Origin of the sequence: Roseburia sp. AM16-25 (assembly GCF_003473825.1) — a bacterium.
In the GTDB taxonomy this organism is placed as follows: Bacteria; Bacillota; Clostridia; order Lachnospirales; family Lachnospiraceae; genus Pararoseburia; species Pararoseburia lenta.
In genome coordinates, this window is the sequence record NZ_QUCW01000002.1 from 455,817 (window position 1) to 471,646 (window position 15,830).

The 15,830-nt window shown below is 45.8% G+C and carries 17 protein-coding genes; all 17 read left to right on the forward strand.

The genetic code is table 11. The features are described from left to right. The first annotated feature begins 15 nt into the window (after positions 1–15). The 17 genes from DW183_RS06095 to DW183_RS06175 all read left to right on the forward strand — a co-directional run bounded on the left by DW183_RS06095 (position 16) and on the right by DW183_RS06175 (position 15,815). The gene (locus DW183_RS06095) at positions 16–486 is read left to right on the forward strand and encodes a chemotaxis protein CheW (RefSeq protein ID WP_118281088.1); all 471 of its coding nucleotides are present in this window, start codon (positions 16–18) and stop codon (positions 484–486) included. A gap of 14 nt (positions 487–500) precedes the next feature. After that, complete coding sequence (locus DW183_RS06100; RefSeq protein WP_118281089.1) at positions 501–1,115, forward strand: chemotaxis protein CheC; 615 nt, start codon at positions 501–503, stop codon at positions 1,113–1,115. Positions 1,116–1,124: 9 nt separating this feature from the next. Beyond that, the gene (locus tag DW183_RS06105; RefSeq protein ID WP_118281090.1) at positions 1,125–1,613 is read left to right on the forward strand and encodes a chemotaxis protein CheD; all 489 of its coding nucleotides are present in this window, start codon (positions 1,125–1,127) and stop codon (positions 1,611–1,613) included. Positions 1,614–1,623: 10 nt separating this feature from the next. Continuing rightward, positions 1,624–1,896 (forward strand): hypothetical protein, encoded by a 273-nt coding sequence (locus DW183_RS06110; protein WP_118281091.1) that lies wholly within the window; start codon positions 1,624–1,626, stop codon positions 1,894–1,896. A 21-nt stretch (positions 1,897–1,917) separates the two neighbouring features. Beyond that, positions 1,918–2,688, forward strand: a complete 771-nt coding sequence (locus DW183_RS06115; RefSeq protein WP_118281092.1) for a FliA/WhiG family RNA polymerase sigma factor — start codon at positions 1,918–1,920, stop codon at positions 2,686–2,688. A 9-nt stretch (positions 2,689–2,697) separates the two neighbouring features. Beyond that, positions 2,698–4,296: a FapA family protein gene (locus DW183_RS06120; protein ID WP_118281093.1), complete on the forward strand. Its 1,599-nt coding sequence runs from the start codon at positions 2,698–2,700 to the stop codon at positions 4,294–4,296. 16 nt (positions 4,297–4,312) lie between these two features. Next, on the forward strand, positions 4,313–4,636 hold the full coding sequence (locus DW183_RS06125) for a hypothetical protein (RefSeq protein WP_118281094.1): 324 nt from the start codon (positions 4,313–4,315) through the stop codon (positions 4,634–4,636). A 12-nt stretch (positions 4,637–4,648) separates the two neighbouring features. Continuing rightward, positions 4,649–5,362 carry a DUF6115 domain-containing protein gene (locus DW183_RS06130; protein WP_118281095.1) on the forward strand — a complete coding sequence of 238 codons (714 nt, stop codon included), beginning with the start codon at positions 4,649–4,651 and terminating at the stop codon, positions 5,360–5,362. Further along, positions 5,352–5,837, forward strand: coding sequence for an endolytic transglycosylase MltG (locus DW183_RS06135; protein WP_118281096.1), 486 nt, complete (start codon positions 5,352–5,354; stop codon positions 5,835–5,837). The genes DW183_RS06130 and DW183_RS06135 overlap by 11 nt, the downstream gene beginning before the upstream one ends. A 148-nt stretch (positions 5,838–5,985) precedes the next feature. Further along, positions 5,986–6,717, forward strand: coding sequence for a 30S ribosomal protein S2 (rpsB, locus tag DW183_RS06140; RefSeq protein ID WP_118281097.1), 732 nt, complete (start codon positions 5,986–5,988; stop codon positions 6,715–6,717). Positions 6,718–6,741: 24 nt separating this feature from the next. Beyond that, positions 6,742–7,680 (forward strand): translation elongation factor Ts, encoded by a 939-nt coding sequence (gene tsf / locus DW183_RS06145; RefSeq protein WP_118281098.1) that lies wholly within the window; start codon positions 6,742–6,744, stop codon positions 7,678–7,680. A gap of 286 nt (positions 7,681–7,966) precedes the next feature. Beyond that, positions 7,967–9,451, forward strand: a complete 1,485-nt coding sequence (locus DW183_RS06150; RefSeq protein ID WP_118281099.1) for an AAA family ATPase — start codon at positions 7,967–7,969, stop codon at positions 9,449–9,451. 12 nt (positions 9,452–9,463) lie between these two features. Beyond that, positions 9,464–10,903, forward strand: a complete 1,440-nt coding sequence (locus DW183_RS06155; RefSeq protein ID WP_118281100.1) for an alanine/glycine:cation symporter family protein — start codon at positions 9,464–9,466, stop codon at positions 10,901–10,903. 8 nt (positions 10,904–10,911) lie between these two features. Beyond that, positions 10,912–11,841 carry an AEC family transporter gene (locus DW183_RS06160; RefSeq protein WP_158573029.1) on the forward strand — a complete coding sequence of 310 codons (930 nt, stop codon included), beginning with the start codon at positions 10,912–10,914 and terminating at the stop codon, positions 11,839–11,841. A gap of 167 nt (positions 11,842–12,008) precedes the next feature. Further along, positions 12,009–14,087, forward strand: coding sequence for a methyl-accepting chemotaxis protein (locus tag DW183_RS06165; protein ID WP_118281102.1), 2,079 nt, complete (start codon positions 12,009–12,011; stop codon positions 14,085–14,087). A 1-nt stretch (position 14,088) separates the two neighbouring features. Next, positions 14,089–15,012, forward strand: coding sequence for a polysaccharide deacetylase family protein (locus tag DW183_RS06170; RefSeq protein WP_118281103.1), 924 nt, complete (start codon positions 14,089–14,091; stop codon positions 15,010–15,012). Between the two features lie 17 nt (positions 15,013–15,029). Continuing rightward, positions 15,030–15,815, forward strand: a complete 786-nt coding sequence (locus tag DW183_RS06175) for a polymer-forming cytoskeletal protein (protein ID WP_118281104.1) — start codon at positions 15,030–15,032, stop codon at positions 15,813–15,815. Positions 15,816–15,830 lie beyond the last annotated feature (15 nt).

Consider the following 15,830-nt stretch of genomic DNA (forward strand, 5'->3'; position numbering starts at 1 on the left):
AGGGGGTAGAAGGACATGAAAGACGAAAACGGATTAGATGTTGTAGAAAAAGAAACCGTACAATATATAGTTGTATCCATCGGAAATGAGCAGTATGGTCTGGATATTTCCTATGTAGATAATATCGTGCGCATGTGCAAGATCACACGTGTGCCAAAGGCTCCGGCACATTATATCGGCGTTATCAACCTGCGTGGTGAGATCGTTCCACTGATGAGCCTGCGTCGCAAGATGAACCTGGAGGATGATGTCTTTACAGACATTACCCGTATCATCATCTTAAAGACAGAGGAGCAGGGACTGGTCGGTATCGTTGTGGATGAGGTCAAGGAAGTCATTGCTCTTGCAGAGGATGAGATCGACCGCAATACACAGAACTCGCAGTCAGACAAGACACAGTACATCAACGGCATTGGAAAGAATGGAGATGAACTGATCTCTATCCTTGAAATCTCATCTATCTTAGATGAAGTAGATGCTTCATAAAGCGGGAGGAATACATGATTAGTTTACAGGAAGTAAATGAAAAATACCGTGATGTCTTAGCAGAGATCGGTAACATCGGTGCAGGCAATGCAACGACCGCTGTTGCTGATATGCTTGGACTTCGTATTGATATGAGTGTTCCACAGGTACAGTTTTTGCCGGTGGAAGAGATCGGAACATCGATCGGAGCAGAGGACGAGGTCATCGTCGGCATCATGCTTGGTGTTGGCAGTGATATTGATGGCAGCATGATGTTTTTGATGGACATGGAGTCTGCACATCATATTGTCAATCGCCTGATGATGCGTCCGGATGATTACATGGAAGATTTTGACGAAATGGATCTGTCCGCAGTCAAAGAAGTCGGTAACATCATAGCAGGATCTTATCTTTCTGCTTTGTCCGGTCTGACCGGGCTTACGATCACACCGACTGTACCTTTCGTAGCGGTGGATATGGCAGCAGCCATCTTGAGTGTGCCAGCCATTCAGTTTGGTATGTTTGGAGACAACGCCCTTATGATTAAGACGGAGTTCAGCGATGAACTGCAGATCAACGGCTATTTCATTTTGATGCCGGAAGAAGAATCCTACGAGAAGATCTTATCTTCACTTGGATTGCCATTATAGGGGGAGTCTATGGGACAAGTTATAAAAGTCGGTATGGCAGATCTGAATATCTGTAAGTCGCCGGATGTGCTTACCACCATTGGACTTGGGTCATGTATCGGGATTGCCCTGTATGACCCGACGACAAAGATCAGTGGACTGGCACATATCATGTTACCGGATAGTACACAGATCAGAAATAATTCCAATATTGCCAAATTTGCCGATACGGGAATACAAAAGTTATACGATGATATGATAAAGGCGGGAGCAAACCGCAGCAAATTAGTAGCCAAGATCGCCGGTGGTGCCAAGATGTTTGAACTCAGCAATGCCAGTTCGCCGGGAACCAATATCGGAGAGAAAAATGCCATTGCATCCAGAGCCAAGTTAAAGGCACTGGGGATTCCGCTGATCGCGGAAGATACCGGATTGAATTTTGGACGGACCGTAGAATTATACAGTGAGACAGGACAGTTCTTGATCAAGTCTGTCGGTAGACAGGAAAAATACATCTGATGGAGGACCTATGAAAACAAAACAGATTCCGATCATTATAACTCTATTAGCGGCTGGAATCACATGTTTGGTTTCTGCCATCCAGGATGTATCCTTTTCTGTTTATACCAAAAGACTGTTCATTGCTGTGATATGTTTTGCATTGATCGGTACAGGGATCAAGGTACTTCTGGATCGTTCCTTCCGTGTCATGGAAGAAGATACAGAGGATAGCGAGTCCGGGGAAGCGGCAGAGGATGATAGCGCAGACTCGGAGGATAAGACAGACCAGGAAGAAGAATAAACGTCGGGGGCAGACACATAGATGAAGACGGTTGACAGAGAGAAGTTGTGGGAATCTTTTCAAAAAAAGCCCACACCGGAGATAAGAGAGCAGATTATAATCGAATATGCGCCGCTTGTAAAAGTCGTTGCCGGACGTCTTAGCATGTATCTGGGCAATAACGTGGAGTTTGACGATCTGGTCAGTTATGGTGTTTTTGGCTTGATCGATGCGATCGACAAGTTCGATCTTGGCAAGGATGTAAAGTTTGAGACCTATGCCAGCCTGCGTATCCGGGGATCTATCTTAGATCAGATTCGAAAGATGGATTGGATACCGAGAACGGTAAGACAAAAGCAAAAAAAGATCGACGAAGCCGTCAAGGTGGTGGAGATGCGTACCGGAAAGACCGCTACAGATGAGGAGATCGCCGCAGAACTTGACTTATCCGAGGATGAACTTGTAGACTGGCAGTCACAGTTAAAAGTGACCAATGTGGTGTCTTTGAACGAATTTGTCGAGCAAGGCACAGAACCGGCGATGGATACGCATCGCAATTCGCATTTCATCCAGCCGGAGGAAATGATCTCCAAGCAGGAATTAAAGCAGATGCTTTCTGAGGCATTGGAGACCTTGACAGAAAAAGAACGCAAAGTTGTGTTGATGTATTATTATGAGGATCTTACCTTAAAGGAAATCAGTATGGTACTTGAGGTATCAGAGTCCAGAGTGTCCCAATTACATACAAAAGCGATCGCAAAGTTGCGCAAGCGCATGGGCAATTATCTGGGGATCCTGACCAATATTGAATAGGGGGCTTTTATGGAGCAACGGAATGGGTATTTTAGAATTACTTGGAAAGAGCAATTAGCCGTATGCCATCTCTTTGCGCCAAAAGCAGAAGGTGTGCCAGTTTCTTATAAGGAACTGGCTTCTTTTTTGGACGATCATGGGATCAGCGGCTACAAGGAGCGCGAACTGGCGGAGGCAATCGCTATGGGAAGCGATTGCGTGGTGCCGGCAGGTAGTGGAGACGGACTGGAGTTTGCGGAGACCATGCATACGCATTGCTCTTTGGATAAGATGAAGATCACGGCAACCTTTTATCCGCCGTCACAGGGCGGCGCTTCCTTAAATGAGCAGGATATCCTTGCTTATCTTAAGGGGATGGGGATACGCTTTGGCATCTGTCAGGAAAATATTGCAGATTTTCTGGCAAATCCCATCTATTGCACACAGATCGTGGTCGCAGAGGGCAAGCAGCCGCGCCACGGACATGACGCAAAGATAGAATACTTTTTTAACATCAATCCATCCTTAAAACCAAAGCACAATGAGGATGGCTCGGTCGACTATCATGCCTTAAATACGATCTGTGCGGTCGAAAAGGGAGACAAACTGGCGACACTTCATCCGGTGGATGAGGGCGAGCCGGGCATGGATGTCTTTGGCAAGGCGCTGCCGCCGAGATCGGTCAAAAATAAAGTCTTGGAATACGGAAGAAATATTTCTATCTCCGAGGACGGACTGCATCTGTTTTCCGATGTGACCGGACATGTATCTTTGACGGGCGGCAAGGTCTTTGTATCGGATGTGTATGAAGTGCAGGCGGATGTAGATACCTCTACAGGTGATATCAATTATGCCGGAAGTGTGCATATCCATGGAAGCGTACGTGGTGGATTTGTCGTGACCGCGCGGGGCGATATCGTGGTTGACGGCAGTGTGGAAGATGCCATGTTACAGGCAGGTGGTGACATCATCGTCCAGTGCGGTATCCAGGGGATGCAGCGCGGACTGCTAGAGGCAAAAGGCAATGTCATCACCAAATACATTGAAAACGCCAAGGTCTTTGCCGGTGGTTATGTGGAGACCGGTTCCATTATTTATAGTGAAGTTTCTGCCGGTGAAGATGTCATTGTGGCAGAGAAAAAAGGATTTATCAATGGCGGTGTGATCCGCGCCGGTGGAAAGGTCGAGGCAAACAGCATCGGTTCTTCCATGGGAGCACATACCGTGATCGAGGTTGGTATGCCGCCGGAGAAAAAGGAACGATTCAACCAGTTGCAAAAGGATATTGCAGAAGACAAAAAGACCTTGGAAAAATATCGCCCGGTCATGGAAAAGTACGTTGCCTATGTCAAGACAGGTCAGCCTTTAGAGGCAAAACATAAAACCTACTTTACACAGATCCTTGCGACGGTCAATGAAGCCGAGCGGCAACTGGAGGCAAATCAGACAGAATACGAAGCCTTGCAGCGTGAGATGATGACGGGAACGCATGCAAAAGTGGTGGTCAAAAAGGATATTTATCCGGGAACGCAGGTCAGCATTTCAGATGCCTCCTGCGTGATGCAGGAAAAACGATCTTTCTGTTGTCTGGAACGCAAAAACGGCGAGATCGTCATCAACAACATGTAATAAGGAGTGATGTCTTATGTCAATTCGACCGGTGGATTTCAATGGAATGATTCAGAATACGCATGAGGTTTCTCAGGCAAAGGCGAATGAAGACAACAAAGCCAATCTGCAACAGCAGAATGTGCAGGTCGCGGTCATGCACGAGGAGCAGAATGCCAGTTCTATGGTGCAACAGATGGAAAAATCCCAGCAGCATGAGTATAATTATGAAGACGGCGAGGGCAATGGCAGAGGCTATGATGCCAAGGGGCGAAAGAGAGCCAGAAAGAAAAAACACATGGATAGCGATGGTGTCGTGCGCATCAAGACGGGACAGCCTTCGTTTGATATCAAGATATAAGGAGCACAGGAAATGACAGGGTTACAGATTGCCATGATCGTGATTGGCATGGTCTGCCTGATCGGTAGTTTTTTTGTTTCGGAAAAGTTATCGAAAGCAGATCTGGAAGAAATGAAGAAAATGAGCGAGCAGGAGATCAAAGTGATCTTGGATGCCAGAATGCAGGACGCTTCGGCACAGATCGATGAAAAGATCCAGGATAAGGTCGAGGATGCCGTGGCACAGATCGAGCGTGGCGGAGAAAAGGAGACCAATGAAAAGATCTTAGCCATCAGCGAGTATTCGGATACGGTGCTTACATCCATGAACAAGTCGCATGATGAGATCGTCTTTTTGTACGATATGCTAAATGACAAGCAGGAGCGGGTGACAGAACTCATGAAGGAACTGACCCTGATGCAGTCTGCGGTCGCACAGATGGAGGAGACACTGGATGACAAGTTGCAGGTGACCGGTGTTTCTATGGACGCGGAGGCAGAGACCCTAGAGGAAGAAATGGCGTCGCAGGAAGAAAAGCAGACTTCTTTAGAAGATGCTTTCCGTTCACAGGTAGTCACAGAGGATGAAAAAGAACAGACGACGGAACCCAAGAAGAATGCACAGATCCTTTCTATGTATAAAGAAGGCATGAGTGAGGTGGAGATCGCCAAGCAGTTGGGCAGAGGTCTGGGCGAGGTCAAACTGGTCTTGGGATTGTTTGGTGAGGAGCAGGCACATGAGGTTTAAATATTATTTACGGGGAGCCGGAATTGGCGTGATCCTGACGACCCTGATCTTTACGATCGCATTTGCCGTTTATAAGCCGACGCTTTCGGATGATGAGATCATGCAAAAGGCAGAGGCACTGGGCATGGAAATGCCGGCGGATGATAGCGACAGTGCAGATAAAAAAGATACAAAGACAGCAAAGGATCAAAAGGATGATGCCGATGCAAGTGACAGCAATACGGATGATGCGACGACATCAGAAGATGGCGGTCAAAAGAATGTCATAGAATTTACGATCGCATCCGGCGATACATCGGCTACGATCGCACAGCATTTGCAGGAGGTAGGACTTGTCGATAATGCCAAGTCGTTTGATCTCTATCTTTCAGACCAGGATCTGGACAATCAACTTTTGCCGGGGACCTATCAGATCCCGGAGGGAGCCACTTTTCTTGAGATCGGAGAATTGCTGACGACCAAGCAGGCACAGTAGAAAAAGTCCTTGCAATGCCATGGGGGCTGTGATATAATTGTCAACGGCTCAAAATTAATCACACATAAGGATTGGTAGATCGGTGCCCAAAATACGGGTCTTTTACCAAGATGAATTATGTGGAAGTAAATAACCAGGAGGTAAGAAAATGAGTGTTATTTCAATGAAGCAGTTATTAGAGGCAGGTGTTCATTTCGGACATCAGACAAGAAGATGGAACCCTAAAATGGCTCCTTACATCTACACAGAGAGAAATGGTATCTATATCATTGACTTGCAGAAGTCTGTAGGTAAAGTAGATGAAGCTTACGATGCAGTATTTGATATTGCAGAGCAGGGTGGAACAATTCTTTTTGTTGGTACAAAGAAGCAGGCACAGGATGCGATCAAGCAGGAAGCTGAGCGTTGCGGTATGTACTATGTAAACGAGAGATGGCTTGGAGGTATGCTTACAAACTTCAAGACAATCGAGAGCAGAATTGCAAGATTAAAAGAGATCGAAGCAATGGCTGAAGATGGAACATTTGATGTTCTTCCTAAGAAGGAAGTTACAAACCTCAAGAAGGAATTAGAGAAGTTACAGAAGAACCTTGGTGGTATCAAGGATATGGGAAGAATCCCAGATGCTATCTTTATCGTAGATCCTAAGAAGGAAAGAATCTGCGTACAGGAAGCACATGCCCTTGGTATTCCACTTATCGGTATTGCAGATACAAACTGTGATCCGGATGAACTTGATTATGTGATCCCGGGTAACGACGATGCTATCCGTGCCGTAAAACTTATCGTTGGTAAGATGGCTGATGCTGTTATCGAAGCAAAGCAGGGAACTGTTGATGTAGATAACGCAGAAGAAGTAGAAGAGAACGAAGAAGCATAATTTTATTATTTGGAGGACATGACAATGGCTATTACAGCAGCTATGGTTAAGGAACTGCGCGAACTTACAGGCGCAGGTATGATGGATTGTAAGAAGGCACTTGGCGAGACTGATGGCGACATGGACGCTGCAGTAGAGTACCTTGCAAAGAAAGGTCTTGCAAAGGCTGAGAAGAAGGCTGGTCGTATCGCAGCAGAAGGTATCGTTGCATTAAAGGTATCTGATGATGCAAAGAAGGCAGTCGCCGTAGAAGTAAACTCTGAGACAGATTTCGTTGCTAAGAACGAGAAGTTCCAGAACTATGTAGCACAGGTTGCTGCGCAGGCAATGGATACAAAGGCTACAGATATCGAAGGATTTCTGGCTGAGACATGGTCTCTTGATACAACAAAGACTGTAAACGAAGAACTTGCAAGCCAGATTGCTGTTATCGGCGAGAACTTAAAGATTCGTCGTTTCGCTCAGGTAGAAGAGAACAACGGTTTTGTTGCTGACTATGTTCACATGGGTGGTAAGATTGGTGTTCTTGTTGACGTTGAGACAGACGTTATCAACGATGCTGTAAAGGAAATGGCTAGAAACCTTGCTATGCAGGTTGCAGCATTAAATCCTAAGTACACAGACAGATCTGAAGTAAGTGATGAATATCTTGCTCACGAAGAAGAGATCCTTCGTGCACAGATCGCTAACGATCCTAAGGAGTCTCAGAAGCCTGAGAAGGTTATCGAAGGTATGATCAAGGGACGTATCAACAAGGAATTAAAAGAAGTTGTACTTCTTGATCAGGTATATGTTAAGGCTGAAGATGGCAAGCAGATCGTTTCTAAGTATGTAGATGAAGTTGCTAAGGCTAACAACGCTAACATCAAGATCAAAGGATTTGTTCGTTTCGAGACAGGCGAAGGAATCGAGAAGAAGGAAGAAGATTTTGCTGCAGAAGTTGCTGCACAGATGAACGCATAATCGGATCTTTTCTTAAATATTGAAATGATTTTAACCCTTACGAATGGTGGTGACACTGTTCGTAGGGGTTATTTTTATGTGGGTTAAATATTCAGAAAATAATATTGAACAGAGCATACTTTTGCCATGCAAAGAAAATATCATAAAGAAGATATATGGAAAATATCTGAAAAATAGTACTTACAAAATTTTTGGCAGATATGGTACAAAGCGAGCATGATCCTTCTATTTTGTGCTATAATAAAATAATTATTGCAGACATAAGATAAGCAAGGAGGAAAAACACATGCCAGTGTTTGATTTTGTAGATAAACCAAAAGAGGAGAAGAAACGTGAAAGCACCTATACGGTCTTTTCATCCAATGAACCGTACGCGGATGAAAAGCATCCGATTCTGATCCTCGATCATAGCAGACAGGAGTGGAAGCATCATTCCAACGGTACGTTTCTGAACCAGAATACGCAGACAGCCTTTGCCTTTGATGTGGATGGGATGACGATAAATGCCGATATTCTGCGCGTGGATGCCCGTTTTGTAAGCCTTTTAAAATGGCTGGGAGAAAACCACATACAGGTGCAGTTATCGGGAGTCAATACGACCGAGGGCTATGCAGTTTACCGCATTCGCGAAATGGCTTTTGGTGGTGGCACCAAGTTATCTGCGGAGGACGGTTTTTTACAGTTTATGATGGAGAGGCTTTTTGCAAGTCAGGCACCGGTAGATCTGACTGAGGATGATGAGATGGATGAGTCCGGGGATGATATGAAACTGACCAGCATCCAGAGCATCACGGATTTTATGACCTGTGCGGGCAAGACCCTGCCGGATCATATCCGGCTTTGGGCAAGGAGAAATCTGGCAGTTGCCAAATCCCATGAAGTCTCACCAGAGGAGCGCAGACACGCGCAGCGCGCTCTTTCCATTATGATGAATATTCAATGGAAGAACCAATATTTTGAAGCCATCGATCCGGTAGAAGCCAGACGTATTCTGGATGAAGAATTGTATGGGATGGAGCGGGTAAAACAAAGAATTATCGAGACGATCATCCAGATCAACCGTACCCATACACTGCCTGCCTATGGGTTGCTTCTGATCGGACCGGCAGGTACGGGAAAATCCCAGATCGCCTATGCTGTGGCAAGGATCCTTCGCATGCCTTGGACGACACTGGATATGTCTTCCATCAATGATCCGGAGCAGTTGACCGGAAGTTCCCGCATTTATGCCAACGCAAAACCGGGTATCATCATGGATGCCTTTTCCATGGCAGGAGAATCCAATCTGGTATTTATCATCAACGAGTTGGATAAGGCGGCATCCGGCAAGGGCAACGGCAATCCGGCAGATGTGCTTTTGACCCTTTTGGATAATCTGGGCTTTACCGACAATTACATGGAATGTATGATCCCGACCAATGGCGTCTATCCGATCGCAACGGCAAACGACAAAGATCAGATCAGTGCACCATTGATGTCGCGCTTTGCCGTGATCGAGATCCCGGACTACACCGACGAAGAAAAGAAGATCATTTTCTCACGTTTTGCACTGCCAAAAGTATTAAATCGTATCGGCATGCGGCAGGAGGAATGTGTCTTGTCTGAGGAAGCGCTGGATAAGGTGATCGAACTTTACGCCAATACCTCAGGTATTCGTGATCTGGAACAGGCGGCAGAACATATCGCCGCAAATGCCCTGTATCAGATTGAGGTGGATCAGAAGAAGCAGGTCGTCTTTGACCCGCTTATGATCGAAAAATTATTAGGTTAGGAATAAAAAAAGATGGATAGATTTTCTGCAATCGTTACCCGGATGGATGATGCCATCTGGAGTATGCTTTTGGTGGCACTGTGTCTGGGCGTGGGGCTCTTTTTATCATTGCGTATGCGTTTTCCGCAACTGCGTCTTTTAAAAGAGATGGGCCGTGTCCTTAAAAACGGCGAGGAAGACGGAAATGGCATCACGCCTTTTCAGGCATTTGCAACCACTGTTGGAGCAAGAGTAGGGATGGGAAATATTGCCGGTGTTGCATCGGCAATTTTTTATGGCGGTCCGGGCGCGATCTTCTGGATGTGGATCATTGCCATTATCGGCGCGGCATCTGCATTTACGGAATCGACGCTGGCGCAGGCATATAAAGTGCGCCATGCCGGTGGTGAGTTTGTCGGCGGTCCGGCATATTACATAGAACGTGGCTTAAAATGCAAGCCTTATGCCATTCTTTTTGCCGTGGTCGCATTCTTGGGACCGGGCGTTTTGATGCCGGGAGTCCAGATCAACTCTTTGGTAACGGTTTTTGAGGAGGCTTTTTCGGTTGATAAAGTCATTGTCGGTGTCATCTGCTGTATTGTGCTTGCGATTGTTGTCTTTGGCAGTATCAAGCGCATTGCAAGGATCGCAGAACTTTTGGCACCCCTGATGTGCGCCATCTATATGGGGCTTGCCATCGTCATTCTAGGCATGAATATCACAAGGGTTCCGGCAACTTTTGCCATGATCTTTCAGTCAGCCTTTGGTTTACAGCCTTTGTTTGGCGGTATCCTGGGATCAGCTATTGCCTGGGGTGTCAAGCGCGGCATTTATTCCAATGAGGCGGGGATGGGCTGTGGCGCCATCGTATCGGCAGCGGCAGAGTGTTCCCACCCGGCAAAGCAGGGATTGGTGCAGGCATTTTCCATCTATGTAGATACCCTTCTGGTCGGTACATCTACGGCACTGATCATCCTTTTGACCGGTACTTATGATGTGACGGACGGCGCGGGAAACCTGCTCTTAGACCAGACCGGAGGCATAGAGGCTGGAATCAAGTGGACCCAGCACGCCCTGATGTCTTCTTATGGTTCCTGGAGTGGTAAACTTTTAGCGGTTATTATCGTTTTGTTTGTCTTTACCTCCATGACAGGCTATTGTTACCAGGCTGAGGCGAATATCCGTTATCTGACCGGGGGCAACGAGCGTGCCATCACCTTATGCCGCATGATCTTTGTGCTGGCATCCTTTATGGGGTGTCTGGTCAGCGCAGATGCCATGTGGGCGTTGGGAGATATCGGTTATGGACTGATGGCATGGGCAAATATCATTGCCATTTTATTGTTATCCAAACAGGCTTCTGCCATTTTAAAAGATTACGAAGTACAGAAAAAAGAGAAAAAGCGCCCGGTATTTGACCCGGCAAAATTTGGTATTTCCGATGACAGCGGGGCATGGACGAAAGGAAAGTAGGAAAAAAGATGGATTTTTTTGTTGTTTTACAACAGATGCTGGCATTGTTTGCCATGATCTTTATCGGATTTTATGCATATAAGGTGAACTGGGTGACGCAGGATACGTCCGACCGTTTGTCAAAGTTACTGGTCAACATCCTAAATCCTGCACTCTTGATCAATGGCGTCTTAGATAAGACAGTCGTGGCAAAAAAAGACCTCTTGCTGGAAAATCTTTTCTATATCTTCCTTTATTTTGTGCTTTTGATCGGACTTTCTTTTCCGATCGCTAAAGTCTTGCGGGTGGGGAAGATGGAAAATCGTTACCAGTTGATGCTGATCTTTTCTAATGTAGGATTTATGGGCATTCCGGTGTTACGTTCCATTTTTGGAAATGGCTGTGTGATCTATATTACCTTTTATATCCTGATCTATAATATTTTAATCTATACGCTGGGGATCGCTTTTGCCCAGAGAAGTCTGCCAAAAGAGGAGCGGAAAAATGCAGTCAAAGAGATGATCAATCCGGGGACGGTCTCTGCTGTTTTTGCCATACTGATTTTTGTATTCCATCCAAACATCCCGCAGGGAGCCGTGACCTTCTTTGATTATGTCGGCAATGCCGTGATTCCGTTTTCCATGATCATCATTGGCATATCCATTGCGCAGATGCCTTGGAAAGAGATCTTCGGGCATGTAAAACTTTATATTTTTAGTGCTATCAAACTTTTGGTCATCCCAATTCTTTGCGCCATTCTGCTGCGCCCACTCAAGAGGGATACCATGCTTTTTGCTATCTTTATCCTTATGCTTGCCATGCCGTCGGGCAGTATTATTGCCATGATCGTCCGGGAATATGGCGGAAAGACAGAAGAAGAGGACATATGCAGCAAGGGCGTTTTGATGACGACACTTTTTTCCATCATTACCATTCCAATCGTGGTGCTTTTTCTTTAAAAGATCAAAAAATATCGGTCAGTTCTCAAATGAGATGCGACTGATATTTTTTTAGTTGTCGAAAATAGACGAAAAATGTAGAAATTATGCAGAATCAGTATATACATCCTGAAAAATTATGATAGAATAAACGTGAAATATTATATATTTTTACGGAGGAAGTCTCTATGAAATTTAAGAAGATCGGGACAAAAATGTTAGTTGTTATTTTGCCGGTTGTGATTCTGGCAATGCTTCTTTTGACAGCCGTCATCGGTTTTTCCAGTCGTGATATCATAAACGACCAGATCGACAGCAGGATGCAGGAGGAGTTGTCTGCGCAGAGCGGCGTCATGGGCGAAGATCTGCACACAGTTTCTTCTATGGCACAGTCGATCTCTCGTGTGGTAGCGACTACCTACCAGACGACATCGATGGATACCTATGAGAAGATGTTAGGAGAACTGATTCAGGACAATGATATGGTATCCGGCAGTGGACTCTGGTTTGAGCCTTATGCTTACCAGGCAGATGCTGAGTATATGGGACCTTATGTATATAAGGATGGCGACCAGTTGGCGACGACCTATGATTACAGCAATGCGGAATACAATTATTTCGCCCAGGAATATTACGAACTTGCCAAGGCGTCTACCGAACCGGTATTTACCGATCCTTATTATGATGAAACTTCTGATAGTATTATGTCGACCTGTGCGATGCCGATCTTAGTCAATGATCAGTTTATCGGCTGTGTGACCGTAGATATCCAGTTGGATGCGATCACGACATTGATTGACAATATAAAAGTAGGCGATGCAGGCAGGGGCATGCTCCTTACCGCAGAGGGGGTCTATATCGGCGGTGCAGCGGGTGACAAGATTCAGAATAGCGTTGTGATCACAGAGGACAAGGATGCGCCGGCACTGGCAAAGGCAGCAGAAAAGATCTTAGCCGGTGATAGTGGAGAGACAAGTTATAAAGGCAGTGACGGACAGATCAATCTGTATTATTCCCGTGTGGATGCTACAGGATGGATACTGATTATCACTATGCCGAACTCTGAACTGACCCAGCCGATCATGCAACTTTTGGCAAAACTGTTTGGTATCTGTATTGTTGCCCTGATCGTGGTAGCCCTGGTTATTATTTTCAGTGTTAATTCCATTTCCAAGGGACTGAACCGTGTCAAAGCCTTTGCGGGTTCTTTGGCAGAAGGTGACTTTACCGTGGATCCGATACAGGTAAAGACCCAGGATGAACTTGGCATCATGGGAGGCTCTTTGAATGCCATGTATGACAGCAACAAAGACGTAATCAGCAATATTGCGGAGCATGCGACAGATATTGACGAAGCAAGTACGAAGTTGCGTAGTGCTACGACTGAATTATCCGAGAACTTTGCAGAGATCAAGAAGAATATAGAAGAAGTCAACAATGCGATGATGACGACCAGTGCTGCGACAGAGGAAGTCAATGCTTCTACCGAAGAAGTGCTTTCTAATGTCAATCTTTTGACCGAAGAGACGCAGAACAGTACGGCAATGGCACAGGAGATCCGTGGACGTGCCAAAGAGGTCGGCGAGACCAGCCGCAAGTCCTTTGAGTCAGCAAGCACATTGGCAAAGCAATTTGAAGAACGTCTGGCTGAGAGTATTGAGAATGCAAAGGTTGTCAGCAGTATCGAGGAAATGGCAAATGTCATTTCTGAAATTGCAGAGCAGATCAACCTCTTATCCTTAAATGCATCTATTGAAGCAGCCCGCGCCGGAGAGGCAGGTAAGGGATTTGCCGTCGTTGCATCAGAGATAGGATCTTTGGCAACCAGCACGGCAGAGGCTGTCGGACAGATCCAGAATACGATCTCACAGGTACAGAATGCCTTTGATTCCCTGACCAAGGATGCACAAAATATGCTGGGCTTTGTGGTAAATGATGTTACACCGGATTACAGCAATTTTGTAGAGGTGGCAAAGCAATACGGCGAGGATGCAGCATCCATCGAACGTACGGCAGAAAATATCTCCAATATGTCAGACAATATCAAGCAGATCATGCAGGAGGTCACTGCCGCAGTACAGAGCATTGCAGAAGCGACGCAGGATACCACAGAGGTCAGCGGCAATATGACGGAAAAGGTTGTAGTTGTGGCAGATCATGTGGACAATGTTTCTGAGATGGCAGAGAAAGAGGATGTCATCGCAAGAGAACTGACCGGCGTAGTCAGCAGGTTCAAACTGGAAGAAAAAGAAGACGGAGAAAACTAATATGAGCGAACAGGAACATAAAGTCCTGAAAGAGCAAAGGAATCGCAGAAAGCGTGTGCAACATATCAGAATAGGGATCATTACCGTGATCTCTGTCTGGATGATCCTTTCGATCGTGATCACCTGTATTCTTTGCGCCAAGGTTGTATCACTGCAAAAGCAGATCAACATCCTGACCGGGGACTACGATTCGTCCACGGCAGTATCAGCCAAGGTCAACCAGAGTGCATCGGATACGGCAGATATAAAACTGACCCAGAATACATCAGACAAAGAAAATTTGGCGACTGCAGAAGATCTGCATAAGGTCTATCTGACCTTTGATGACGGACCAAGTGATAATACCAATGCAATTTTGGATGTTCTGGATGACTATAACGTCAAGGCAACCTTTTTTGTGACAGGCAAAGAAGACGAGGCATCAAAGGCAGCCTACAAGCGTATCGTAGACGAGGGACATACGATCGCTATGCATTCTTATTCACACAAATACAATGATATTTATGCATCCAAGGAGGCCTTTCAAAATGACTTTGAGCGCATCCAGAATCTGATCTATGACACGACTGGAGTGGAGTGCAGATATTACAGATTTCCGGGTGGCAGCAGCAATAAAGTCAGCAATACCGATATGTCAGAATTTATTTCTTATCTGAATGATCAGGGGATTACTTATTTCGACTGGAATGTTTCCAGCGGTGATGCAACATCACATGCATTTACTGCAGATGAATTAGTTGAAAATGTCATGTCGGATGTGGTAAAATACAAAACGTCGGTTGTTTTATTACATGATGCAACAGCAAAGACAACAACGGTACAGGCTTTACCGGCAATGATTGAGGCATTACAGCAATCCGGAGCCATGCTTTTACCGATTGATGAGGATACAACGGTCATACAACATGTCAGTATCCAACAATAATATACGGAGGAATGAAAATGGGATTTTTCAAGGATTTTAAGGATGACTTTTCAGAGGCAGTCAACGATCTTGTCCCTGGAGCAGAGGAATTAGATACAGAAGACACTGCAACAGATACATTGGATGAAGAGATCGATGTGCAATCCGAATTGTCAAAACTGGACGGTTTATTGGAGCAGGTTACAAAGAGAGTAGACGGCACACCGGAAGAGGCGGCACCGGCTACAGCAAAACAAGAAAACACAGTGGAGGATACAGTGACAATGGAAACAAGAGAAGTAGTAAATGAGCCAGTTCGCGAGGTGGCACCAGCAGTCAATGTGACACCAAATCCGGTCGTAGCACCGAGCACACCTGTTGATGATGAGACAGCAGTGATCACCGCAGGCATGACCATCAAGGGTGATATCGAGTCTACCGGTTCTGTAGATGTCAAGGGTGGCATCGAAGGCAACATTACCTGCAACGGCAAGTTGGTTGTTACCGGTGTCGTTCATGGAAACAGCACATCTTCTGAGTTCTTTGCAGATGCAGCCAAGATCGAGGGAGAGGTCAATACATCCGGTACAGCCAAGATCGGTGTTGGTTCTGTTATCATTGGCAATATCACAGCAACATCAGCCGTTATCGCCGGAGCCGTAAAGGGTGATATCGATGTGCAGGGACCGGTTGTTGTAGATACTTCCGCAGTTGTTATGGGTAATATCAAGTCACGTTCTGTTCAGATCAACAATGGTGCTGTTATCGAAGGTTTCTGTTCACAGTGCTATGCAGATGTTGATGTAGAAGGCTTGTTTGCATAAGAGATAAGAAGGTAG